This is a genomic window from Brachybacterium massiliense, from assembly GCF_900184245.1.
Taxonomy (GTDB): Bacteria; Actinomycetota; Actinomycetes; order Actinomycetales; family Dermabacteraceae; genus Brachybacterium; species Brachybacterium massiliense.
This window is the reverse complement of the sequence record NZ_FXXB01000008.1, coordinates 1,523,604-1,548,803: the sequence shown is the minus strand read 5'-3', so window position 1 is coordinate 1,548,803 and position 25,200 is coordinate 1,523,604. Positions and strand designations below refer to the sequence as shown.

The window sequence follows — 25,200 nt, the reverse complement described above, 5'->3', positions numbered from 1 at the left end:
CTCCCTCCCTCAGATCCGCATCGGCATGATCAGGTACTTGTACGAGGTGTCGGGCTCGCCCTCGAGGGAGTCCTGACCGGTCATCACCGACGGCTTGATCGAGTCGGTGAAGGTCAGCCGCGCGAACTCGGTGCCCAGGGCGCCGAGACCGTCGAGCAGGAAACCGGAGTTGAAGCCGACCACCAGGTCCTCACCTTCGAGCTGCGCCTCGAGCACCTCGCTGGCCTGCGCGTCGTCGCCCGCGCCGGCCTCGAGGGCGACCTGGCCCTCGGTGAAGGACAGGCGCACGGGGGTGTTCCGCTCGGCGACCAGGGAGACGCGCTTGACGGCGTCGATCAGGGCGCCGGTGGAGACCACGGCGGTGATCGCGGAGGTGTCCGGGAAGAGGCGTCGCACCGGCGGGTAATCGCCGTCCACCAGCGTGGAGGTGGTGCGGCGCCCGCCGGCCTCGAAGCCGATCAGGGTCGCGGAGGAGTCGTCGGACAGCGCGATCTCGACCCCGCCTCCCGAGGAGAGCGAGCGGGCGACCTCGTGGAGGGTGCGGCCGCGCACCAGGGCGGTGAGCTCGGTGCCGGGGGTGGAGGGGTTCCAGGTGAGCTCGCGCAGCGCCAGGCGGTAGCGGTCGGTGGACATCAGCGTCATCGTCTCGCCGGAGATCTCGACCTTCACGCCGGTCAGCAGCGGGAGGGTGTCGTCCTTCGAGGCGGCGACGGTGACCTGGGAGATCGCCTCGGCGAAGACGTCCGCGGCGACGGAGCCGGCCACCGGAGGCATCGCCGGCAGCTGCGGGTACTCGTCGACCGGGAGGGTGGCCAGGGCGAAGCGGGCGCTGCCGCAGCGGACCTGGAGCTTCGTGCCCTCGAGGGCGATCGAGACGTCCTTGTTCGGCAGGGCGCGCACGATGTCCGAGAGCATCCGGCCCTGGACCAGCACCTCGCCAGGCTGCTCGATCTCCGCCTCCAGGCGGATCTGGGCGCTGACCTCGTAGTCGAATGTCGAGAGCTGCAGCTCACCGCCCGCGTCGGCGACGATCCGCACACCCTGCAGAATCGGCATCGCCGGTCGGACGGGGAGGGTACGGGTGGCCCAGGAGACGGCGTCGCCGAGGACGCCGCGATCGAGGTGGAACTTCACCGTTGCCACTCCTTCGCAGTGGTCGAATGACGGATTGCGCCGCGTGCTATGGCATGTCGCGGCCGAACGGAGCACAGCGTATCGGTTCCGGAGGTCTCCCGCCGACACACCGGGGACGATCCTTGACTTCTTCCCGCTCCCGGCGCGGCTCGCGCGCACTGAGGGGCTTCCAGCGCACACCGGTTCCGGGGACCCGATCCCCCTTCGTCGTCATGGCCCGAGAACGCTCCCCGGCACCCCGAATGACACGATCGGCGATCGCTCCCACGCAGCCCGCCCCGTCCACATCCCCGTCGAGCAACTACTGACAGTCCTCATCATCACGGCTGTGGATCTCGTGGATAACCGTCATCTGCGCAGGTCAGCTCGAATGACATGTGAGTGGATGGATCGTTGAGGACTCAGCGGCCGATGTTCGCGGGCTGTGCACGATCCAGCTGTCCTCACGGATTCCTGTCATTCGGCCGTGCACATCGGCTCCTGCGTGGATTCCTGTCATTCCACAGTATCCACAGAGTTATCCACAATTGGGGAGAACTGCATCCTGACCTGGAGTGTTGTTCAGGCGGCTGTCTCCGCGCCGTGAGCGCTCACTGACGGGCGGCGGAGCTCGAGCTCTTGATCCTCGCGGTGAGCTCGGTGACCTGGTTGAAGATCGCGCGGCGCTCCTTCATCAGCTCGCCGATCTTCTTGTTGGCGTGCATCACGGTGGTGTGGTCGCGGCCACCGAACTCCTCGCCGATCCTGATCAGCGGCATGTCCGTGAGCTCACGGCACAGGTACATCCCGATCTGCCGGGCCGAGACCAGCCGGCGCGAGCGCCCTGTGCCCACGATCTCCTCGACCGAGAGCCCGAAGTAGGTGGCGGTCTGCGCGATGATCGTCGAGGCCGTGATCTGGGCGCCGTCGTCATGGGAGAGCAGATCCTTCAGCACGCTCTCGGCGAGGGTCACGTCCATCGGCTGGCGGGACAGCGAATGCAGTGCCTGCACCCGGATCAGCGCGCCCTCGAGCTCGCGGATGTTGGTGGCGATGTGCGAGGCGATGTACTCGAGCACCTCGTGCGGGACCTCGCCGGTGTTCTCCTGCGCGACCTTCTTGCGCAGGATCGCGATGCGGGTCTCGAGGTCCGGCGGCTGCACATCGGTCATCAGCCCCATCTCGAAGCGCGAGCGCATCCGATTCTCGAAGCCGCCCAGCTCCTTGGGAGGCAGGTCCGAGGTGATCACGATCTGCTTGTCCGAGTTGTAGAGCGTGTTGAAGGTGTGGAAGAACGCCTCCATCGTCTCGGGCGCACGCTGCAGGAACTGGATGTCGTCGATCAGCAGGATGTCGATGTCGCGGTAGCGGCGCTGGAACTCCTGGGCCTTGCCGAACTGGCCGGACTGCACGGAGTTGATGAACTCGTTGGTGAACTCCTCGGAGTTCACGTACCGCACCACCACGTCGGGGTAGAGGCTCTGGGCGTAGTGGCCCACCGCGTGCAGCAGGTGGGTCTTGCCCAGGCCCGAGCCGCCGTAGATGAACAGCGGGTTGTACGCCTTCGCGGGGGTCTCCGCGACGGCCGACGCCGCTGCCTGCGCGAAACGGTTCGAGGAGCCGATCACGAAGGTGTCGAAGGTGTACTTGCTGTTCAGGCGCGAATCCTCGCTCGCTCCGGCGGCGCTGCGCTCGGGCCGACGGGGCGCGGGGCCCGGCGAGGGCGCGGAGGAGCCGCTGAGCGGGGACAGGCTGGAGAAGGCGCTGGGATCATCCGCCGCCCGGCCCCGGTACCCGGTGTGGGTGGCGAAGCGATCGGCGGCGGAGCGGGTCAGGGCGGAGCCTGCCGAGCTCGCCGAGCTGTCCGAGGGCAGGGCGGGCCGGCCCGGATCGTCGCCGTTGGTGGGCAGGATCGAGCCCTCTCCACGACGGAACCGCGGCATGTGGACATCCTGGGCGGAGTTGTCCACATCGTTGTCCACAGAATGTGCACGTCCGGCGGTGGAGGAGGAGGTCACAGGCGGTGCGGGGGCCGGATCATCGTCGTCGTCCTCCAGGAGCAGCGACTCGTCCACCGTCACCGCGAAGCCGACGGTGCGGCCCACGGCCTCGTTCAGGGCCGCCTTGAGGGAGTCGGCGATGCGGTGCTCGAAGAGCTCCTTCGCCGAGGTGGAAGGCGCTGCGACCAGGGCGGTGTCCGCCACGATGGCCATCAGGCGGGACAGCGTGAGGAGGGCGACGACCCGCGGCGACACGGCGTTGTCGCGGCGCAGGGTCTGGAGCGTGCGCTCCCAGATCGCGTCGACGTTCGCCTCGTTCATCAGGTCTCTCCCCCAGGGCTCGCGCGGTCGGTCGGGACAGTTTTCCACAATAGCTTCTGTATTGTGGACCAACGATGTGGACAACGGGCGTGAGGTGGGACTCCCACCGCAGAGCACGCTCCGCAGCCACAGCTCGCTCGACCGCCACAGCGCGCGGAGTGCGGGGTGCCCGCCTCGACCCCTCGTGAAGTGAGAATCCGGCCACAACCGCGCCTCAGACGGCTCGTACCGTTGACCCCGCGCACCCCCGCGCCTAACATCGTCCAGTCAGCGCTGCGCGCCGTCCCGATACGGTTCCCGGATCCACTGCGGACCCATTCCGGCATCGGATCGGACCTCGGCAGCCGCCCCGCCCCGGCGGGTGCGCCCGGACTTCCCGTTCGTGCAGCAAGACCACAGACCACCGCGAGGGGCATGACCGTGCCCACGATCGAGGAGAACCATGAGCAAGCGCACGTTCCAGCCGAACAACCGCCGCCGCGCCAAGAAGCACGGCTTCCGCGCCCGCATGCGCACCCGCGCCGGCCGCGCCATCCTGAACGCACGTCGCGCCAAGGGCCGCGCCGAGCTCTCCGCCTGAGGCGAGCCGTCGAGGCGAACCGCGGCGCGCTTCTCGTGACGCCGTGAGCTGGTCGAAGCACCGGCTCAGCTCGGCCGACGAGTTCCGCGCCGTCACCCGCGGTGGCGCGCGCAGCGCCCGATCCCACGTGGTCGTGCACCTCTCCCAGCTCACGCAGGGCGAGGACGCACCCCGCGTGGGATTCGTCGTGTCCAAGCGGATCGGCAACGCCGTGGTGCGCAACCGGGTGACCCGTCGGCTGCGCGAGATCATCCGCCCCCACCTTGCGACCCTGCCCGCAGGCTCCGCGATCGTGGTGCGGGCGCTGCCGGGCATCGACGAACAGCCCTTCAGCGCGCTGAAGGACGACGTCGACTCCGCCCTGGGCTCCGCCTCCGGCAAGCTCGCCCGGCGCCGGGAGGCCGCCAGGTGAGCGGGCGCGGGGTGCTGGGCACGGTGCTCCGTCTGCCGCGGAGGCTGCTGATGCTGCCGGTGCGCGCCTATCAGGTGGGCATCTCGCCCTACACCCCGCCCGCCTGTCGCTACGACCCCGTCTGCTCCCAGTACGGCATGGACGCTCTCCGGGTGCACGGGGCCGTGAAGGGAACGCTGCTGACGACCTGGCGGATCCTGCGCTGCAACCCCCTCACCCGAGGCGGTCTCGACCCGGTGCCCGCCCCCGGCATGTGGACGAATCCACGCCGACTGCGGCACCCGGCCCGGTAGGGCCTACCCTTGACCCAGATTCCCGATCACAGCCGACACCTCGTATGAACGACATGCGCATCCGTGCGGCAGGAAGACCAGGCCGATGAATCCCCTGTATCCCATCGAGTGGGCCGTCGCATGGCTCATGGTGCAGTTCCATGCGCTGCTGTCCACGTTCATGGATCCCAACGCGGGACTGACCTGGGTGCTGTCCATCGTGGGGCTCACCGTCGTGGTGCGAACCCTGATCATCCCGCTGTTCGTGCGGCAGATCCGGGCCTCCCGCGCGATGCAGATGGTCTCGCCCGAGCTGCAGGCCGTCCAGAAGAAGTACAAGGGCAAGACGGACTCGGACTCGAAGCAGAAGATGGCCGAGGAGACGATGGCCATCTACAAGGAGGCCGGCGCCAGCCCGTTCTCCTCGTGCCTGCCGATCCTGCTGCAGATGCCGATCTTCTTCGGCCTCTTCCGCGTGCTGTTCACGAAGCTGCCGAACGCCGCCGCGGGCGAGGACTTCGGCCCGCTGACCCAGGAGCTCGCCCAGAGCGCCAGCTCCGCGAGCTTCTTCGGCAACGTCACCATCGCCGACAGCTTCCTGCAGTCGGGTGACGGCGGCATCACCACCAAGCTCGTCGCCGGTCTGATCATCGCCTGCATGTCCCTGGTCACCTTCTTCACCCAGAAGTCCCTGACCATGAAGAACATGCCCAAGGCGGCCCTCGAGGGCCCCATGGCCAGCACCCAGAAGATGATGCTGTACATGCTCCCGTTCATCTACGTGATCACGGGACCGAGCATGCCGATCGGTGTGCTCGTGTACTGGCTGACCACCAACGTGTGGACCTTCGGCCAGCAGTACATCGTCATCCGCGCGACCCCCACCCCCGGCACCGACGCCGAGAAGGCCAAGCACGAGCGCATCAACGCCAAGCGCGCGAAGAAGGGCCTCGAGCCGCTCGACTTCACCCCGCCCAAGAAGGTCTCCGCCGAGCCGGAGCCCGACGCGCCGATCCGCGTCCAGCCCACCAAGGGCAAGGGCGGCAAGAAGCTCACCGACCAGGAGAGGCTCGAGCGCGCGCGCGAGCTCCGCGCCAAGGCCGCGGAGGAGCGTCGCAAGGCCCAGGAGGCCGCGGGCGAGACGCCGAATGCCCCCGGTCAGGGCTCCAACGCCCTGAACAAGAACAAGGGCGGCAAGAAGAAGCGCAAGAAGTGACCTCACCCCCGGGAGCACGGTCGCTCCCGGGGAGCACCCCCACATCCCGCATTCCCGGAGGATCCTGATGAACCTGAACGAGCCCACGGCGGACCCCTCCGCGGCTTCGCAGAGCGGCGCCACCGATCCCGTCGAGGACGACACCGCCACCGCGCCCGCGCAGGAGCACGACGAGCCCACCGAGAGCCGCGAGGAGCGTATGCGACGACTCGAGGAGGAGGGCGACATCGCCGCCGACTACCTCGAGGAGCTGCTGGACATCGCGGACCTCGACGGCGACATCGACATCGATGTGGACGGCGACCGCGCCTCGGTCGAGATCGCCGGCGCCGACAAGCTCGCCCGGCTGAACCGTCCCAAGGGCGAGCTGCTCGATGCTCTGCAGGAGCTCACCCGGCTCGCGGTGCAGACCCGCACCGGCAACCGCTCGCGTCTGATGCTGGACATCGGCGGCTTCCGCGCCGAGCACAAGGACAGCCTCGAGGGCCTCGCCGCGACGGCGATCTCCGAGGCGAAGGAGTCCGGTGCGCCGGTCCCGATGCGCCCGATGAACCCCTTCGAGCGCAAGGTCGTCCACGACGTCGCCAAGCGCGAGGGCCTGCGCTCCGAGTCCGACGGCGACGGCAAGAACCGCCACGTCGTCATCTACCCGGCGTCCTGAGGCATCCCGTGCAGACCCTGCCCGCGCCCCTGCGCCCGACGGCCGAGCGCCTCTTCGGAGAGCGCCTCGACCTCGCGGAGCGCTTCGTCTCCCTGCTCGCCGAGCAGGGGCCGGAGCGGGGTCTGATCGGTCCCCGCGAGGTGGAGCGCCTGTGGGAGCGCCACCTGCTCAACTGCGCGTTCATGGCCGACGCGATCGACGACGCCGCTCCCGGGGCGAGAACCCTGGCCGACGTCGGCTCCGGTGCCGGGCTGCCCGGTGTGGTGATCGCGATCGCCCGCCCGGAGCTGGAGGTCACGCTGATCGAGACGATGCAGCGTCGCACCACCTGGCTCGAGGAGGTCGACGCCGAACTGGGCCTCGGCCTCGAGGTGGTCCGGGCCCGTGCCGAGGAGCTGCACGGGACCCGCTCCTTCGAGGTGGTGACCGCCCGGGCGGTCGCCGCGCTCGACAAGCTCGCCCGCTGGACTCTGCCCCTGGTGGCGGAGGACGGTCATCTGCTGGCCATGAAGGGTTCGTCGGCCGCCGATGAGGTCGACAAGGCCCAGAAGGTCCTCACGAAGCTCGGGGGCGCCCCGCCCACCATCTCCCGGTACGGGGTGGGCGAGGTCGAGGTTCCCACTACAGTGGTCCAAGTGCGTCGCCGTGCGAAGGCGACCAGGAAGGGAGACCCACGTGGCTGAAGCGCGCGATGACACCTCCCCGGGACACGGCGCGATGGAAGACACCCCGCTGATGCGCGAGCTGACCCGGGACCACGCCCGTCGCAAGAAGCTCGAGGGGCTCACCCTGCAGCGTCCCGAGACGACTCGCATCATCACGGTCGCGAACCAGAAGGGCGGGGTCGGCAAGACCTCCACCACCGTGAACCTCGGCGCGGCGCTGTCCATGGGCGGGCTGAACGTCCTGGTCATCGACGCCGACCCGCAGGGCAACACCTCCACGGCGCTGAGCATCGACCATCACGCCGAGGTGCCGAGCATGTACGAGGTGCTCGTGGAGTCCACGCCGCTGGCCGAGGTGATCCAGGCCGTCCCCGAGATGGACCGCCTGTACTGCGCGCCGGCCACCATCAACCTCTCCGGAGCGGAGATCGAGCTGGTCTCCCTCGTCGCGCGCGAGAACCGCCTGCGCAACGCCATTCGGGACCTGCTGGAGGACCGCGAGCAGCGCGGTCTCGAGCCGCTGGACTACGTGCTCATCGACTGCCCGCCCTCGCTCGGCCTGCTGACCGTCAACGCACTGGTCGCCGCGCGCGAGGTGCTGATCCCGATCCAGGCCGAGTACTACGCGCTCGAGGGCCTCTCGCTGCTGCTGAACAACATCGAGCTGATCCGCCAGCACCTGAACCCGGAGCTGGTGGTCTCCACGATCATGCTCACCATGTATGACGCGCGCACCCGGCTGGCCGCGCAGGTCGCCCAGGACGTGCGTGATCACTTCCCGGAGCAGACCCTCGAGACCAGCATCCCCCGCTCGGTGAGGATCTCGGAGGCACCCAGCTACGGCCAGACGGTGCTGACCTATGATCCGAGCTCGAGCGGTGCACTGGCCTACCGGGCCGCGGCCCACGAGCTCAACACCCGACCGGCACCCTGATCTCCTCCGGGCCGCGGCGATGGCGCCGACGCATCCCGGAACACTCTGATGGCGACGATTTTTCTCGGAAGGACAACGGCATGACGCAGAAGCGAGGACTCGGTCGAGGCCTCGGCGCCCTGATCCCGGGTGCCGGCTCGACCTCTGCTCCTGAGCAGGAGCTTCGTACGCGCACGCGTCCGGCCGACGAGACCGCGGGCGGCTCCGGCGCGCCTCGTCCCGTCGACATGTTCTTCTCCGGGGAGCGCCTGGATTCCGAGGGGCGCCCGCAGCGGGGCCGTGGGGATGCGCTGGATCTCGCGACCGGGATGGCCAGGGCGGCGGCCGAGCGCCGAGGCCGCACCACCACCCGTTCCGCAGCATCGGGGAGCGTGAAGCCCGCAGAGTCGGAGGCCGCACAGGAGGCACCGGCGGAGGCGTCTGCGAAGAAGGCTCCGGCGAAGAGCACCTCGACCCGCAGCACCGCGAGTCGGAGCACCGCCTCGAAGCCGGCCGCGCCGAAGGCAGAGCCCTCGAAGGCAGCGGCATCCAAGAGCACTGCCACCAAGAGCGCAGGCACGAAGAGCGCAGGCACCAAGCGCGCCACCACGAAGGCCGGAACCGCCGCCGCGAAGTCCGCCACCACGGGGTCTTCCACCGCGAAGAGCAGCACTGCCGCCCAGCGCACCGCCTCGACGGCGCGTGCGGAGGTGCCCGCCCCCGTGGAGGACGCCCCGACGACTCCCGCGACCACCGAGGCGCCGACGTCCACGGCGGCGGATCCCGCGCCGCTCACGGAGGCTCCGGAGAGCACCGCCCCCGCCGCGGTCGAGGAGAGCCCCGTCGTCGACGTCGAGGCTGTGACCCCGACCCCCGCCCAGACGGAGCAGCCCGAACAGGCCGAGGCCCCGGAGGCTCCTGCGACCGCAGAGACGGTCGAGGAGAGCACCGACCTCCCCTCTGACCAGGACGACGCGTCGGGCCTGTCCATGACCGCGCAGGACCTCGTGAGCGTCCCCGGAGCGGTGTTCGCGGAGATCCCGATCCATGAGGTGCGCGAGAACCCGCGCAACCCGCGCACCATGTTCGACGAGGACGAGCTCGACGAGCTCGCCTACTCGCTGCGCGAGGTGGGCGTGTTGCAGCCCGTCGTGGTGCGACCGATCCCGGTCACGGAGGACGGCGAGTCCTTCGAGCTGGTCATGGGCGAGCGTCGTTGGCGCGCCGCACGCCGCGCCGGCCTCCCCGCGATCCCGGCGATCATCCGGGAGACCAGCGACGACGACCTCCTGCGGGACGCCCTGCTGGAGAACCTGCACCGCACCCAGCTGAACCCCCTCGAAGAGGCCAACGCCTACCAGCAGCTGCTGGATGACTTCGGGTGCACCCAGGACGAGCTCGGTGAGCGCATCGGCCGTTCCCGCCCCCAGATCACCAACACGCTGCGCCTGCTGCGCCTGCCCGCTCTCGTGCAGCGACGGCTGGCCAGTGGCGCGATCAGCGCCGGCCACGCCCGTGCGCTCCTCTCGCTGGACGACCCTCGCCTCATGGAGGAGCTGGCTCAGCGCATCGTGCAGGAGGGTCTCTCCGTGCGCGCTGTCGAGCGCCTGGTGGCCCGCGGAGGGGAGCAGCAGACCACGCGCACACCCCGCCGCAGCACCTATGACCCCCACGTCGTGGATCTGACCAGTCGCCTCTCCAACCGGCTCGAGGCGCCAGTCCGCATCGACGTGGGCAAGCGCAAGGGTCGGATCACGCTGGAGTTCACGAACCTCGAGGATCTCGAGCGCCTGGTGGAGAACATGGGTCTGGACATCCCACTCCCGTCCGCTGACGACTGAGCAGCAGCACTCACCTGATCAGGGGGCCCGCACTTCGGTGCGGGCCCTTCTTCGTGCCCGGGGGTTTCACGGCACGTGAGCATGCCTCATCGGGGAGTGCCGCGAGGTTCGGGAGTGTTCCCTGCCTTCTGGCACGACGTCGCCCAGATAATGACTATAGGGCCAAAGATGTCACGAAAGGTTTCCAGTCCAGTTGTACACACTTGTGTAAGGTGCTGTGGACATAGTTCGTGCAGGTCAGGCGGCGTGGAAAGCTTTTCCACCGATGTGCACAACTCTGTGGATACGAGAGCCGTGGAGCCGGTGTAGTCCTCCACGAGCAGCGTGCGGGGAGTGCGTTCGCGCCAACGATCTTGCTTGACCCGCTTCACGACGATCACTACCCCGCTCCTCTCCTCGCCCAGTGGGCCGTTGAGCGTGTTCTTCGAGAGTTCCACGCGAAACTAGATCGCATTGCTGGGTCTCTCATGCGGCTGCGCACCCTCGCCACCAGCTCCATGTGCACGTGGTGCGGTTCCACGTGAATCGTCCGCTCCGTCACCGCTCGGCGAGTGACCGCAGTAGGTGGCGTGAGTCGTCGCATGAACTCTCTACTTGCTGCCCCGGTAGCGGTTCACTGTCACACAGCGCGTAGTTGATGGCATGAGTTGCCCGTGAAGCTTGTCGTGGCAGCGCAAGTAGGCCGGTGCCTTCTGCTCGTGCCCTCGCCATTGCCCGACGAATACTCACCTAGCGTCCTCACGCCGTGCGGCGTTTCACGCGAAACTCTCGTATCCGAATCTGTTGCGTACGACCCGCCGTCACGCAATCCCAGTCAGCCGTGTTTCACGGGAAGCTTCACTGGGTCCACGCAGCATGTCTCCGCGGCGCGCACCAGTTTCCTTGCGGCCGTGTGCCGACAGCGTTTCACGGGAAACACAGCTACCGCGTGCTACAGATACCCGATGCGCGGCACGATCCCGTCGTTCATTGCTTACAAGCAGTACGGACAGCCCGTTCGGTAGCGGCACGCCCTCTGTCCGCGGACTCTGTGGGAGGCCCGTCCGCAAGAGACGGAGTTGCACGTGAAACGCGGCATCGGACCTTCGGGGTGACGAGGAGCGTCTCTCGGCAGACGAACGGTAGACGTTTCGCGTGAAACATCTGAGGCTTGCGCCAACATATGAGTGCGCCCACGGGTCTTTACGACCCCGCTCGCCACAGCATGCGGCCAGTTCTTAGCCGTTCCCTGTGAAACCGAACGCGGTAACGAAGGGAGGCTGTTCATGGCTGGTGAGTGAGCACAAGGGATCGCGTGCGGAGCTCAGGGTGGCTCCGAGGTAATTGCCGGCGCCGGGACGTCGCGATGCAAGAGTGGAGCGGGCGCGCGGCGGGATTGCTGAGAGACTTCTTGGATCAGCTCAGCAGAGCATGCAGTGAAGGAGAAGCAGCCTAAGCCGCGAAGGGGATGGTCTTGACGTATGTCTCGTGCGAGTACGTGAGCTTCGACGTGAGGCCGCTGCCGCTTTCGATTCGGTGCTCGGAGAGGAGTGGTTTCACGTGCAACGCACACACCGCCACTCTTCCGGCTGGTGCCGGCTCCAGCTCCGGCATTTCGAGAGGAAAGCAGCCTAGATCCTCCTTCAGTGACCTAGGGTCTTAGGTCGCGTCTTGAGTGTCTCCGGAAGCTAACGGACGCTGTCAGCAGCCCGCTGGCTGGGCAGGCGCCAAGGGGGCGTTGTGATGTTCCGCGTGGAACTCCTCATGAAGCATGTCGGTCGACGCAGCATCTTGGCGCGATGCCAGCGACCCAGTCGAGCGTTTCGCGTGAAACCAGCTCAACAAGACCACGGCTCCCGTCATATCGCCGCTGCCGAAGGAGCGTGCCGATGTGTTTCACGCGAAACCACCACAACTTGACCCAGGCAGATAGCCCTCCCCCCGATGGTGAGCGGCGGCATGTTCAGCGTGAAGCCTCTGAGGAGGGCTCTTGAGCGACAGTGACACCAGAGGCAAGTCTTGATTTTCCCGACGACGTTTCACGCAAAACTACTTCGTTGCGAACTACGGGGCAGGGACAGAAAGCGGCGGAGTGACAAGATGTCGTTTCCCGTGGAGCCCTCGGCTCCCACGCTCTCGCTCCCACCCACTCGGGACAGCAGCGAGAGACAGCCCCACGTGAATCGTCGGAGCGTCCCCCGCGACACTCCCAGCCGTCGGCAGCGCCCATGGTCACGTGGCACCACAGCGCGTCGCGCTGCCTTATGCACACTGTGCGCAACTCTGTGGACAACGAAACGTCGACACGTGTCTGAATTCGGGATCGACGTGGAACATCTCGATCCCTTGGCGGGCTGCAGAACCAGGGAGCGGCGGGCACTCAGTAGCAAAAGCCCAGGTCAAAGTGGGTTTTTCTCAATCAACCCATGCGCGAGGTGCCAGAAAGTTATCCACATTCCTCTGTGGACAGAACTGTGGATACAGCCGTCGTCGGGTGTGGACACTATTGTGGATAACACTGTGGACAGCACCATTCCGGCACGTCAGACGGTCCTGTCCGACGAACGCGATGAGATCTCTGCAGTGCACATGCGCTCCGAGCTTCGGGCTCAGGTGTTCGGACCGAAGTCCGCGTCCACCACGTGCTTGGGAAGGGCGCCGCTGCGCCGATGAGAAAGGGTCCAGGGGCCCTCGAGCACGAGCGGCTCCCCTCTCGGCCCCGTCCCGGTCAGCTGTGCCACGCAGAGCGTGCTCTCGTCGTCGAAGAGTGCACGAGGCGTGAAACGCATCCACGTGGGCAGCATCTGCACGTCCCACTGGTCCAGCAGGTCGTCGTCAGGATCCTCCACCAGGAGTGTGTGCACCGAGCTGCCCCATCGCCGGGACAGCTCGGCGAGCACAGTGGGAGCCGGGCGCGACGGCCCGGCCCACGGTGCACTGATCAGCACCACCGCCGGAACGTCGTCGGCCGGCGGCGGTGCAACGTGGGAGTGCTGTGCGGTCACTGGGCGGCGACGGCCGCCACCACTGACTCCTCGTCCGAGATCCCCGCGGCCTTGTCGGCGAGCCAGCGCTCGGCATCCAGCGCGGCCTGGCAACCGGTGCCGGCGGCGGTGATCGCCTGGCGGTAGGTGTGGTCCACCACGTCACCCGCGGCGAAGACGCCGGGCACCGAGGTGTAGGTGGTGCGGCCCTCGCACACGATGTATCCCTCGTCGTCCAGCGCCAGCTTGCCGCGCACCAGATCGGTGCGCGGGATGTGGCCGATGGCCTCGAACACCGCCGAGGTCTCGAGCACCCGCTCCTGCCCGGTCACGGTGTCGCGCAGCGTCACCGACTCGACCTTGTCGATGCCGTTGATGCTGACGACCTCGCTGTTCCAGGCGAAGCTGAGCTTCGGATCGGCCTCGGCGCGGCGGGCCATGATCTTCGAGGCGCGCAGCTCGTCGCGGCGGTGCACCAGTGTGACGGACTTACCGAAGCGGGTGAGGAAGGTGGCCTCCTCGACCGCGCTGTCACCGCCGCCGACCACCACGATCTCCTGATCCTTGAAGAAGAACCCGTCGCAGGTCGCGCACCAGCTGACGCCCTTGCCCGAGAGCGTCGCCTCGCCGTCCACACCGAGCTTGCGGTATGCCGAGCCGGTGGTGATGATCAGCGACTTCGCACGGTAGACGGTGCCGTCCTCGAGGGTGACGGTCTTGATGTCGCCCTCGAGCTCGAGATCGACCGCGTCGTCGTAGATGACCTCGGCGCCGAACCGCTCCGCCTGCTCCTGCAGGTTCGCCATCAGCTCCGGGCCCTGGATCCCCTGGGGGAAGCCGGGGAAGTTCTCCACGTCGGTGGTGGTCATCAGCGCGCCGCCGGCATCGAGGGCGCCGGCGATCACGATCGGCTTCATCTCGGCGCGCGCGGTGTAGATCGCGGCGGTGTAACCCGCGGGACCGGAGCCGACGATGACGACCTCGTGGATCGTGTCGTCCTGGACCGTCTCGGGCTGCGCGGCCGGGGCGGTCTGTGCGGTCGGGGCGACGCCGCCGAGGATGTTGAGAGCCTGGATGGGCTGCGACATGGAGGATGTCCTTCCGTGGGGGTGGTCGTGGGCGGTCGGCGGGAGGACCGTCATCGAGTATCGCGCAGGGAGGGGGTCCGTGGATCTCCTGCGCAGAAGGTCAGAGGGAGCCGATCATCACGTCCCCGGACCAGAGTCGGACCTCCTGGGGGTCGATGTCCTCGTCGGCCGTTCCGCAGGCCGGGAGCACCACGGTGGCCGAGATGACGCCGCCGTTGGCGCGGAGCGTCTCGCGGTCCATGGCGCCGTGCACGAGCAGCCAGGCGGGCACCTCCTCGGCTCCCCATGCGACCTCCTCCATGATCAGGATCGAATCCGGGATCCCCTGCTCCTTCAGGCACTGCGTGGCGTCGAAGCTCGTCATCGGCTGGATGGTGCCGGTGTCGATCAGACGCTGCACCTCGGTGCCGAGCGTGCTCTCCGTGATAACGGCGTCGCCGGCAGAATTCTTCCCGCCGGAGAGCGAGTCCACGGAGGTCGCCCCGCCGCGAGGGCTGCTCGAGGTGGCCAGCTGGAGGGACCCCGCCAGCTGCATGCCCAGCAGCCCCGCGATGATCAGGGCGATGATCAGCAGCGGGAGCGGGATGCCGAGAACGGCTCCGCTTCCCGATGCACGCTTCTCGTCCCCCCGCGCGGAGGGGCGCTGTGGGGACACCGGGCTCATTCGACCTGGATCTCCGCGATCCGTGCACGGAAGCGGCCCTGCTCGTTGCTGTCCGGAGGCAGCTCTGAGATCCACAGGGCCACGCGCTCCGTCTCGAGCGGCTCGGGCGCCATCAGTCGCACCTCGCCGTCGCCTGCGAGGTCACCGCTGGCCAGGACGTCTCCGAGGGAGCCGTCATCGTTCACGGCGCGCAGCTCGATCGTGCCGCCGTTGTTCAGAGCCGTCGTGACCATGACGCCGGTGAAGGTGGAGGGCTCGCCGAAGTCGAGGCGCACCCCCACGCCCTCCTTGAGGCCGCCGTAGTGGGGGCTCGCGTAGTGCTTGCTGGACCAGTAGGTCGAGGGGTCGCCGTCATGCATGCGGGACTGCTGATCGGCGTTGTCCGGCTCGAGATCGCTGTTCGGGGCGAACAGCTCGACGCCGGTGAGCTCCGCCGCGGGCAGCTCGGGCTCCTCGGCGGCCTCCTCCGTGGGTTCCACGGGCGCTTCGCCGGTGTCCTCCTCGGTGGGGGCCGCGCTGGTGGGCGGTGCGGAGGTCTCCAGCGGATCATCGAGCAGCCCGCCGAGATCGCGGGTGATCGAGGTCAGTGCGATGACCAGGGCCACCATCACCACGATGGCGCCGCCGATGATGATCCACTGCGACTGGAGCGAGCGCTTCTCTCGGTCCCGCGGGCCGAGGGCGAACGTCTCGGGGGCATCGGCGTCCACCGCGACGCCCACCACGTCCCGCAGCAGCGAGGAGCGCGAAGTGTACGCGGGGCTGTCGTCCTCCTGCTCCTCCCTCAGCGAGCGGTCCCGCCCGTGCACCACGATCGGCCCGTCGGTGCGCGCGGAGGCGACCGGGACGGTGCGTCCGGTCACCGCGACCGGACTGGGCGACTGGGCGCCGGCGCTGTGCACGACGGGCTGCGCCGGGGTCGCGGCCGTGTGGGACGGCGTGGCCGAGGGCGATGCCGGGGCCGGACTCTCCGCAGGCCGCTGCGCACGGCCGTCGGAGCCCTCGGGTGACTGGTCGGGGGCGAGCGCGCTGGCTCCTCCCTGCTCCGCCTCCCGGGCGAGCGGCCAGTGCGTGCCCGAGGTGCGGGAGGGGATCGTGTCCTCCTGCGGCGCCGGATCCTGGGTGGCTGCGGCTCCGGCGGCGACGGCCCCGGCAGCGCCCGCCGCAGCTGCACCGGCCGCGCCAGCACCTGCCGCGTCGCTGTCCTGTGCGGGGGCGGGCTCCGGCACGGCTGCCGGAGTGGGGAGGGTGATCTCCAGATGGCCGGGGAATGCGGTGCTGGAACGCCTCTGGTCGAGCTTCAGGTCGGTGACCAGCGTCTTCGCCTCGGCGGACTCTCGCTGGGCCTTCTCCTGCGCGGCCCTCTGCTCCGCGGCCGCGGCCTCAGCGCCGTCATCCTCGGGCACGTCCTCAGCCTGGACGCTCGTGACCGCCGCTCCGGCTGCTGCCGCGCCGACGGCCGCTCCCGCGGCGGAGAGCTCCGCGGTCTCCGCTGCGGCGGGCGCCGGGGACCGCACCTCGGTGTCCTCGTCGGGCAGCTCCTCAGGCTCCTCCGCCGACGGGGCGGGGGCGGGAGATTCCGCCGACGGGACGTCCGTGGGCTCCTCCGACGCGGGCTGCTCCTGCGTCTCCGGCTCGGACGACACCGGCACCGGCACCGGCGTCGCGGCCGCCGTCGCCCCGGCTCGCGGATACGCCTCGAGCGTCACCGGGATCGACTGCCAGGGCTCGAGCACCTCGATGAGGCCGCGCGTGGTCTCGGGGATGTCGTCGGCCGATTCGTTCAGCACCAGGTCGCACAGCAGGTCCAGATCCTCGGGGATCTCGGTGTCCACCATCGTGGAGGGGCGCGGCACGTCACCGTCGGCGTCGTGCTGCGGGCTGCGGCCGGTCAGTGCCCGGTACAGCAGCGCGACCAGCGCCGCCGTGTCCTGGAAGGAGGCGATCTCCCGCGAGCGGTCCATGCCGGGGTGCGCGGCGGCCTCGACGCCCACGCCCAGCACGGTCACCTCGCCCGAGCGGGTGTCGACGAACAGCCGGTTGGAGTCGATCAGCTGGTGGCGCACCCCGCGCCGTCGGGCCGCCTCGAGACCCGTCGCGGCCTCGCCGATGATCGCGCGGGCCGTCTCCGGATGCAGGGGGCCGCGGGCCAGCAGCGCCGCGAGCGGCGGGGCGGGCGGCAGCGGGTAGTATTCGACCACCGTGGTGGGGCCATGGGTGGGGGCGGCGTCGGACTGCTCGCCCCCGCTCTCCCGCGGATCGTCGAGCACCACGATGTCCTGGACCGGCAGCAGGTGCGGATCCTCGACGAGGTAGGCGCGGCGCACCCCGTCGGCGGCCTCCAGAGCGGTCTCGCCCTGCACGATGAACAGGACCACGTCCTGCCCGGTCGCGACGGACCGGGCACGCCGCCAGGAGGCTCCCTCGGCCACGCCGGACAGGGGGATCCTCCCCTCCAGCGTCCACCGGGACAGCAGTGCGTCCGGCTGTGAGTTCGAGTCCACGGACCGTCCTTCTCCTCGTCCGGCGTCGGTGCGCCCGTCACGTGCATCGACCATGTTACGAGCTGACCGTCCCACGACGGCGGGTCAGGCGGCGCATCAGGCGCTGCGCCACGCCGAGCAGCTGACGCACCTCGGGCACGTTCAGCACGTGCGCGAGCGCGGTGAACACCGCCACCATCACCAGCGCCACTACCGTGCCCAGCAGCACGGTCATCAGGCGATGCGTCCAGAACAGGTCACCGGCCAGGGCCACCAGACCGGTGCCCACCGCCCACGCCCCGACGGCGGCCAGGGCGAGCTTGCCGAACATCAGCGCCCCGGTCGCGGCGCTCGGCGCCGCGGTGCCGTGCCGGGCCGCATGGCGGCGCAGCTGCCACATGCCCAACAGCCAGGCCACCAGGTTGCCGAGGCTGGTGGAGCCCGCCGCGGCCATCGCCGCGTACATCGGATCGACCAGCGTGAGGATCAGCGGCACCGAGAGCACCGTGATCGCCGCGACCGGGATCTGCGCGATGAACGGGGTGCGGGCATCCTCGTAGGCGTAGAACACGCGCTTGATCAGGTAGAGCGACGCGAAGGGCACCAGGCCCAGCATGTACGCGACCAGCACGGTGCCGTTGGCGCGGGCACCGATCTCGCCGGTGCCGCCGCCGATCACCCACATGATCGGGCCGGACAGCGCGATGAACACCGCGGTGCACAGCATCATCGGCACCGCCAGCATCCGGTTGGTCTCCGCGTAGCGGGCCAGGGCGCCGGCGTGGTCGTCATCGGCCGCGCTGCGCGAGATCGCGGGGAACGCCGCGGTGACCAGGGTGACCGCGATGATGCCCTGCGGGATCATGAACGCCAGGTAGGCCCACTCCATGGTGAGCAGGGCCGGGTACCTCGCGGCGAGCTCCGGCTGGCCCTGGAGCAGCTCCGTCTGCCGCACCGCGCCGCCGGTCGCCCAGCGCGAGGCCCAGATGCCGAGCTGGCCCAGCCCCAGCATCGCCAGCGACCACAGGCCGATCCGGCTGAGCTTGCCCAGGCCCAGGCCGCGCAGCCCCCACTTGGGGCGCAGCCGCAGGTCGAGCTTCTTGACGAACCAGAACAGGAACAGCACCTGCGCGGCGGATCCGCCCACGTTGATCACCGCGAGCGCGACGATCATCGTCATCGACCAATGGCTCGGATCGCCCACGGTGCCCCACAGCCCCAGGAACAGCATCGCGCCGAGGATGCCGACGAGGTTGTTGACGACGGGTGCCCACTGATAGGGCCCGAAGGAGTCGTGGGCGTTGAGCAGCTGGCCGCACATGACGTACAGCGCGGAGAAGAAGATCTGCGGCATCATCCAGTAGCCCATCTGGATGGCCAGCGCATAGGTGGCAGGCGGGAGCACGCCGCTGGTCAGGGTCAGCAGCAGCGGCACCGCCACCAGGCAGATCGCGGTGATGCCGAGGGACACCGCGGCCACGAGCGTCATCAGGCGCGAGACGTAGTCGCTGCCGCGGTCGGGCCGCTTGACCGCTCTCACGATCGCGGGCACCAGGATCGCGTTCAGGGTGCCGCCGCCCACCAGCAGCCAGATCGTGTTGGGCAGGGTGTTCGCGGCGCTGAAGGCGTTCGCGGCGGCGCTCATCGAGCCGCCCAGGATCGCGCCGAACAGGAAGTTCCGCACGAAGCCGAGCAGGCGCGAGACCAGCGATCCCGCCGCCATCACCACACTGGCCTGCAGCAGCTTCGAGCGGCTCGAGGGGGCGCCGTGGCGGCGGTGGCGGGGGACGTGGTGGACCCGACGGGTGGTGCTCATCAGCGGTCCTCCTCGGTGGTGTCGGCAGCGGCTCGGGGATGCTCCTCCCAGGGCCTCGGTGGTGTCGGCAGCGGCTCGGGGATGCTCCTCCCAGGGGTCCTGGGGGCGGGCGGTGTCCGGTGTGGAGCGCCCGGAGCGGGAGAGCTCGACGGGGTCCTCGGGGCCGCGCATCGCCGGTGCGCGGCTCGAGGAGCCGGTGTTCCGGGCCCGCGCCACCCCCACCACGACGAGCAGCCCCATCGCGATGACCAGCAGCAGCGTGGTCCAGTTCTCCCAGGACGGATTGACCGTGAGCGGGACGTCGATCGGTGCGGTGAGCGCCCGGCCGTCCTCGGTGGTGAGCACGGTGGTGAGGGTGACGGTGCCGTTGGCGATCGCCTCGACGTCCACGCCCGCGTCGATCTGCCCGCGGGCCGGCACCTCCACCACCATCGGCTCGGCGATCTGCACCAGCGGCTTGTCCGAGGTGACCTCGATCCGCACCGTGATCGGGGTGTCGAGATCGTTGGTGATCGTAATGGGCACGGCGACCTCGTCGGAGATGACGTTGTAGCCGGAGGCGGGGACCACGTCGATGCGGTCCTGCAGCTCGGTGGCCAGCAGCGACGCCTCCTGGGCGCGCTGGGCCGGGATCTGCGGGTCATCGCGCCAGCGCATCGAGGTGCCGGCGAGGATCTCGATCTGCGGGGCCTCGAGGGGCGCGTCGTCCTCCATCACGGTGGAGAGCGTGTCCACCTGCTCCCAGGCGCTGTCGAGCTCGGTGATCGCCTCGGGCGGCAGCAGCGGCATCTCCTCCGCCTCGGCCAGGTGCTCCCAGCGCCCGTTCTCGGCCGGGGCGCTCGGGCGCAGCGCCGACGGATCGAGGGCGCCCAGGGCGTACAGCTCGCCGTCGCCGCCGCGCGGATCGGTGGTCCATCGCTGGTCCTCGGCCGCCTCGAGCAGCGTCGAGGTGCTGCTCTGCTCGATCCAGGGCGCCTCGCCCATCGCATCGAGCGCCGCCTGCGTCGCGGCGGGGTCCAGCACCGCCTCCGGTGAGGGGGAGATCAGCAGATGCCGCGGCGCGGTGGCGTACTCGGAGGCGATGGTCGCCGTCTCGGCCAGCAGGCGCTGCCGGGTCTGCTCGGTGTCCGAATCGGCGGTCAGCAGCGAGAACTCGGCGGAGAGCTCGGGATCGGGGGCCAGCAGGGCGAGCGGGGCGCGGCCCTCCTGGCCGGTCTCGAGCACACCGATCGAGCTCGGGGTGATGGACGCGGCGGGGTCCGGGCGCAGCGAGCTCGAGGGGAGGATCGCGGTGCTCGCGCCCGCCTCCTGCACGGCCTCGAGCGCCTCGGCGTCGACGTCGGACCCCTCGACCCGCAGCGCCTGGCCGTGCGGCTCGAGCCCTCTGCCCTCCCAGGCCTGCTCTCCGCGCTCCCGCACCACGCCTTCGAGCCTCTCGGCGCCGGCGGCGCGCAGGCTCACGGTGTCGGACTGGGCGTAGGGCATGCCCAGCACGGTGCGGCCCGCCGCGGACTGCTCGAGGATGTCGGCGAGCTCCGCGGCCAGCGGCGCCGGCTCGTACTCGAGCACGGGTCCCAGCGGGTTCTCCTGCTCGTCCTCGGCGCTGCTGCCGGGTCCGTCCATCTCGGTGCCGATGGGCACCTGCGGCGGGTCCAGCAGCGCGGGGTCCAGCCACCAGTCCACGTCCTCGCGCTGCGCGAGCTGCTGGATCGAGGCGAGGCGGCCGGAGGTGACGGACTGCTCGTAGGCGGCGGGGTCGGTGACCACGGCCGAGGCGTCCTCGGAGGCCAGCGGCAGCATCACGGACTGGGTGATCGCCGCGTCGGCTCCGTCGGGACGCCACACCACGAAGCTGCGCAGCGCGGTCAGCGGCTCCTCCTCGGCGACCACGGTCAGCGAGATCCGCCGGGTGCCCCAGAAGTACGGCTCCTCGGAGTAGCCCAGCTCCTCCGCGTCCAGGCGCACGGTCAGCACGGTCGACTCCCCGGGCGCGAGCTGCGCGTGCTCGGGAGAGCTCGCGAGCGCCGGCCCGGAGGTGTCCGGGGAGGTCTCGGACTGCCAGTCGGCGAGCAGGCTGCGATCGGTCACGCGCGAGGTGCGGGTGCGCAGCTCGAGGGCGAGCGCATCGAGCGGCGCGGAGGAGGTGTTGGTCACGTCGACCTGCGCCTCGAGAGTGCCGTCGGGCGCGAGGGAGGTGGGGGTGAGGGAGACCAGATCCATGCTCACCGGCGCGTCCTCGCCCGGATCCGACGGTGCGGCGGGGGCGGCATGGGTCGCTGATGTGCTCACCAGCACTGATGAGGCCATGAGCAGTGCCGTCAGCAGCGCCGCGAGCACCGGGCGCACGGACGGCGGGAGGGACGGCATGGTGACACTGTAAGCGGCCGCTACCGTAGAGGGGCTGAAGGGGCACGAGACCTCCATATCCCGCCCCGCAGCGCCGGACCCCCTCCCAGGACAGGACTTCCGCCCGTGACCGATCCCCGCGACGAGACCGCCGCGCGCCTCGACACCGCCCGCTTCCGCGCGGCGTCGATGTTCCGCGCCCTGCCCGAGGAGATCCATGCGCTGGGCAGGATGTTCGAGGCGGCCGGGCATGAGCTCGCACTGGTGGGCGGGCCGGTGCGCGATGCGGTGCTGGGCCGCTCGAGCGCGGACCTCGACTTCACCACCTCCGCCCGTCCGGACGAGACCGAGCAGATCCTGCGCGGCTGGACCCGGGACGGCGCGATCTGGGACATGGGCCGGGACTTCGGCACCCTCGGGGGCGTGCGCGACGGGGTGAAGGTGGAGATCACCACCTATCGCACCGAGTCCTACGACCCCGCCAGTCGCAAGCCGCAGGTCGAGTACGGGGACACCCTCGAGGGCGATCTCTCGCGCCGCGACTTCACGGTCAACGCGATGGCGGTGCGCCTGCCCTCGCTCGAGCTGGTGGACCCCTTCGGTGGGCTCGAGGACCTCGCCCGCACCCTGTTGCGCACCCCCGTCGCCCCCGCCCAGTCCTTCAGCGACGACCCGCTGCGGATGATGCGCGCGGTCCGCTTCGTCGCCCAGCTGGGCTTCCGCATCGAGGACGCCACGGCCGACGCGATCGAGCAGCTGGCCGAGCGCATCACCATCGTCTCCGCCGAGCGGGTGCGCGAGGAGCTGGTCAAGCTCATGCTCGGCGCCCACCCCCGCGGCGGCCTCGAGCTGATGACCGAGCTGGGGCTGGCCGCGCACGTGCTGCCCGAGCTGCCGGCCCTGCAGCTCGAGATCGACGAGAACCACCACCACAAGGACGTCTACCAGCACACCCTCACCGTGCTGGACCAGGCGATCGACCTCGAGAGCCCGGCCGGCTCGGGCGGCCCCTGCGAAGGACCGGACCTGGTGCTGCGCCTGGCCGCGCTGATGCACGACGTGGGCAAGCCCGCCACCCGCCGCTTCGAGGAGGGCGGCGTGGTCACCTTCCGCTTCCACGAGACCGTCGGCGCGAAGATGACCGCCCGGCGCATGAAGGCGCTGACCTTCGACAAGGACACCACCAAGAAGGTCGCCCGCCTGGTCGAGCTGCACCTGCGCTTCCACGGCTACGTCGAGTCGCCGTGGACGGACTCCGCGGTGCGCCGCTATGTCACCGATGCCGGGGACCTGCTCGAGCATCTGCACCGCCTGACCCGCGCCGACGTCACCACCCGCAACCGTCGCAAGGCCCGCACCCTCGCCCGCGCCTATGACGAGCTCGAGGAGCGCATCGCCGCTCTCGCCGAGCAGGAGGAGATCGGCAGGATCCGCCCTGACCTGGACGGCAACCGGATCATGGAGATCCTGGACCTGCCGCCCGGTCGGGACGTGGGCGCCGCGTACAAGCACCTGCTCGAGCTGCGCATGGAGCACGGCCCGCTCGGTCAGGAGCGCGCTGAGCAGGAGCTCCGTGCGTGGTGGGAGGCGCGCAGCGGCTCCTGAGCGCCCTGCCGGGATGGGCCCGTGATGTGAGCGGTGCCGCACCAGACGTGCACACCCTGTGTGCTTCGACGCCGCAGCGTTCCGTCGGCCCACCCCTCGTGCTCATACTGGGAGGCCGCGCACCCTCGGGTGCGAGGATCCGTATGCCCAGCACGCCCTCTCGTAGGACCAGGAGCAGTCATGAGCGATTCCCGACGCTCGTCCCGCGGCTCGTCGAAGAACTCGACGGGTGGTGGAGCGCGCCGCGCCGCAGGTGTGCGCCGCGCCTCCTCCGGGAAGTCCGCCACGGGCTCCGCCTCCAAGCCCTCCGCCTCCAAGGCCTCCGCCTCGAAGCCCTCCTCCTCGAAGGGCACCAGCCGCACCGCCCGCAGCGCATCGCCCAAGAACGTGCCCAGCCGGCGCACCTCGGTCTCGGCGCGCCATGCCGGCACCGCGGCGGCGGCCGCCGGTCGGGGCGGCTCTCGCGGCGGCGGTGCGAAGAAGGTCGCCGCCACGAACTTCCTGAACTACCCGCGCGCCGGGGCGAAGAATCCCTGGCGCTGGATCCCCTCGCTGCGCCTGGTCGTCGGCGCGATGGCGCTGATGGTGCTGGCGGGTCTGGGCTTCGCGGCCTGGATCTACAACGACACGGAGGTCCCCGAGCCCTCTGACTTCGCTCTCGCCCAGACCTCCCGCGTCTACTACGCCGACGGCGAGACCGAGATGGGCCAGTTCAGCGAGATCAACCGCACCGAGCTGCCGGCCGAGGAGATCCCCGACAACATCAAGCAGGCGGTCGTCGCGAGCGAGGACTCGAGCTTCTACGAGAACCGCGGCGTCTCGCCGCGCGGCATCGTGCGCGCCGTCGTCAACAACGTGACGGGCGGGGCCCGCCAGGGCGGCTCCACGATCACCATGCAGTACGTGGAGCGGTACTACACCGGCACCGAGACCTCGTACGTGGGCAAGGCCAAGGAAGCGGTCATGGCCCTGAAGATCGACCAGGAGCTCAGCAAGGACGAGATCCTCTCCCGCTACCTCAACACCATCTACTTCGGCCGGGGCGCCTACGGCGTGCAGGAGGCCTCCCAGGCCTACTTCGGCAAGGATGCGGCGGACCTCACCGATGCCGAGGCCGCGCTGCTGGTCGCGGTGATCCCCGCGCCGTCGAGCTACGACCCGGCCAACGACCTCGAGAGATCCGCCCAGCTGTGGGACCGGGTGGTCTCGCGGCAGGTGAACGAGGGGCAGATGACCCCGGCCGAGGGTGATGCCCTCGAGTTCCCCGAGACCATCGAGCCGCGCAGCGAGAACTCCCTCGGCGGCACCAAGGGCTACCTGCTGGCGCAGGTGCGGGGTGAGCTGATCGAGCAGGGCTTCACCGAGGAGGAGATCAACACCGGCGGGTACACGATCATCTCCACGATCGATCCCTCGATCCAGAACAACACCGTCCAGGCTGTCGAGAACCTGCCGGACGACCGCCCCGAGAGCAACCGCATCGGCACCGTCACGATCGATCCTTCCACCGGCGCGATCCGCGGCATGTACGGCGGCCCGGACTACGTCGCCCAGGGGCAGAACGACGCCACCCAGTCGCGCATGCAGGCGGGGTCGATCTTCAAGACCTTCACCCTGATCGCCGCCCTCGAGGACGGCTTCCCCCTGGACTCCCGCTGGGACGGGAACTCCCCGAAGTCCTTCCCGGGCTGGGAGGTCAACAACTTCAACAACGTCGACTACGGGCGGGTGACGCTCGAGAAGGCCACGGCCAATTCGATCAACACCGCCTACGCCGAGGCGAACATCGAGATCGGCCCCCAGCGCACCATGGACACCGCGATCGCGCTGGGCCTGCCGGAGAAGACCCCCGGTCTCAGCGCCGATGCCTCCAACGTCCTCGGCTCGGCCTCGCCGACGGTCGAGGAGATGGCGGAGGTCTACGCGACCATCGCCTCCGGCGGTGTGCATCGCGACGCTTACATCGTCGACTCCGTGACCCGCCCCGACGGCTCCACCCGCTACGAGCACGAGGTCGAGGAGACCCGCGCGATGGACGAGGAGGTCGCGACCAACGCGACCGTGGCCCTCCAGGGACCGCCGCGCGTGGGTTCGGCCCGCTCGCTCGACGGGGTGATGAACGGCCGGCCCGTGGCCGGCAAGACCGGCACCTCCGAGAAGTTCCGCTCGGCCTGGTTCGTGGGCTTCACCCCGCAGCTGGTGACCGCGGTGGGCATGTTCCAGCCCGGCGAGGACGGCTCC

16 protein-coding genes and 1 pseudogene are annotated in these 25,200 nt (G+C 69.6%); 10 read left to right on the top strand and 7 right to left on the bottom strand.

The annotated features are described in order from the left end of the window. Nucleotides 1-9: 9 nt before the first annotated feature. Both dnaN and dnaA read right to left on the bottom strand, forming a co-directional pair. Nucleotides 10-1,134, bottom strand: a complete 1,125-nt coding sequence (gene dnaN / locus BN4251_RS16950) for a DNA polymerase III subunit beta (protein ID WP_087486167.1) — start codon at nucleotides 1,132-1,134, stop codon at nucleotides 10-12. Nucleotides 1,135-1,724: 590 nt separating this feature from the next. Further along, nucleotides 1,725-3,434, bottom strand: coding sequence for a chromosomal replication initiator protein DnaA (gene dnaA / locus BN4251_RS16945; protein WP_087486166.1), 1,710 nt, complete (start codon nucleotides 3,432-3,434; stop codon nucleotides 1,725-1,727). A 442-nt stretch (nucleotides 3,435-3,876) separates the two neighbouring features. Here dnaA and rpmH point away from each other — a divergent pair, with 442 nt between their 5' ends. The 8 genes from rpmH to BN4251_RS16905 all read left to right on the top strand — a co-directional run bounded on the left by rpmH (nucleotide 3,877) and on the right by BN4251_RS16905 (nucleotide 9,994). Continuing rightward, nucleotides 3,877-4,014: a 50S ribosomal protein L34 gene (gene rpmH / locus BN4251_RS16940; protein WP_087486165.1), complete on the top strand. Its 138-nt coding sequence runs from the start codon at nucleotides 3,877-3,879 to the stop codon at nucleotides 4,012-4,014. Nucleotides 4,015-4,057: 43 nt separating this feature from the next. After that, complete coding sequence (gene rnpA / locus BN4251_RS16935) at nucleotides 4,058-4,426, top strand: ribonuclease P protein component (RefSeq protein WP_087486164.1); 369 nt, start codon at nucleotides 4,058-4,060, stop codon at nucleotides 4,424-4,426. Continuing rightward, entirely contained in the window at nucleotides 4,423-4,719 is a 297-nt protein-coding gene (gene yidD / locus BN4251_RS16930; protein WP_087486163.1) for a membrane protein insertion efficiency factor YidD, read from the top strand. The genes rnpA and yidD overlap by 4 nt, the downstream gene beginning before the upstream one ends. Before the next feature lie 85 nt (nucleotides 4,720-4,804). After that, nucleotides 4,805-5,914 carry a membrane protein insertase YidC gene (gene yidC / locus BN4251_RS16925; RefSeq protein WP_087486162.1) on the top strand — a complete coding sequence of 370 codons (1,110 nt, stop codon included), beginning with the start codon at nucleotides 4,805-4,807 and terminating at the stop codon, nucleotides 5,912-5,914. Between the two features lie 67 nt (nucleotides 5,915-5,981). After that, the gene (locus tag BN4251_RS16920; RefSeq protein WP_087486161.1) at nucleotides 5,982-6,575 is read left to right on the top strand and encodes a Jag family protein; all 594 of its coding nucleotides are present in this window, start codon (nucleotides 5,982-5,984) and stop codon (nucleotides 6,573-6,575) included. 8 nt (nucleotides 6,576-6,583) lie between these two features. Further along, nucleotides 6,584-7,258, top strand: a complete 675-nt coding sequence (gene rsmG, locus BN4251_RS16915) for a 16S rRNA (guanine(527)-N(7))-methyltransferase RsmG (protein WP_087486160.1) — start codon at nucleotides 6,584-6,586, stop codon at nucleotides 7,256-7,258. A 34-nt stretch (nucleotides 7,259-7,292) separates the two neighbouring features. Next, nucleotides 7,293-8,174 (top strand): ParA family protein, encoded by an 882-nt coding sequence (locus BN4251_RS16910; RefSeq protein ID WP_087486443.1) that lies wholly within the window; start codon nucleotides 7,293-7,295, stop codon nucleotides 8,172-8,174. Between the two features lie 80 nt (nucleotides 8,175-8,254). After that, on the top strand, nucleotides 8,255-9,994 hold the full coding sequence (locus tag BN4251_RS16905) for a ParB/RepB/Spo0J family partition protein (protein ID WP_087486159.1): 1,740 nt from the start codon (nucleotides 8,255-8,257) through the stop codon (nucleotides 9,992-9,994). Between the two features lie 2,588 nt (nucleotides 9,995-12,582). Here BN4251_RS16905 and BN4251_RS18105 read toward each other — a convergent pair. The 5 genes from BN4251_RS18105 to BN4251_RS18830 form a co-directional block, all read right to left on the bottom strand. Then, entirely contained in the window at nucleotides 12,583-12,822 is a 240-nt protein-coding gene (locus BN4251_RS18105) for a hypothetical protein (protein WP_140398468.1), read from the bottom strand. Nucleotides 12,823-12,974: 152 nt separating this feature from the next. Continuing rightward, on the bottom strand, nucleotides 12,975-14,045 hold the full coding sequence (gene trxB / locus BN4251_RS16895; RefSeq protein ID WP_087486157.1) for a thioredoxin-disulfide reductase: 1,071 nt from the start codon (nucleotides 14,043-14,045) through the stop codon (nucleotides 12,975-12,977). Between the two features lie 100 nt (nucleotides 14,046-14,145). Beyond that, a complete protein-coding gene (locus BN4251_RS16890) occupies nucleotides 14,146-14,709 on the bottom strand; it encodes a hypothetical protein (protein WP_087486156.1) in 564 nt (187 codons plus the stop codon). Beyond that, a complete protein-coding gene (locus BN4251_RS16885) occupies nucleotides 14,706-17,213 on the bottom strand; it encodes a hypothetical protein (RefSeq protein WP_087486155.1) in 2,508 nt (835 codons plus the stop codon). Before BN4251_RS16885 ends, BN4251_RS16890 begins: the two co-directional genes overlap by 4 nt. A gap of 55 nt (nucleotides 17,214-17,268) precedes the next feature. Continuing rightward, nucleotides 17,269-21,375, bottom strand: a complete 4,107-nt coding sequence (locus tag BN4251_RS18830) for a DUF6049 family protein (RefSeq protein ID WP_245810401.1) — start codon at nucleotides 21,373-21,375, stop codon at nucleotides 17,269-17,271. A gap of 168 nt (nucleotides 21,376-21,543) precedes the next feature. Here BN4251_RS18830 and BN4251_RS16875 point away from each other — a divergent pair, with 168 nt between their 5' ends. Continuing rightward, nucleotides 21,544-22,959 (top strand): CCA tRNA nucleotidyltransferase, encoded by a 1,416-nt coding sequence (locus BN4251_RS16875; RefSeq protein ID WP_087486441.1) that lies wholly within the window; start codon nucleotides 21,544-21,546, stop codon nucleotides 22,957-22,959. A 180-nt stretch (nucleotides 22,960-23,139) separates the two neighbouring features. Beyond that, nucleotides 23,140-25,128: pseudogene (locus BN4251_RS16870) on the top strand (transglycosylase domain-containing protein); the annotation flags it as partial. Between the last annotated feature and the right edge of the window lie 72 nt (nucleotides 25,129-25,200).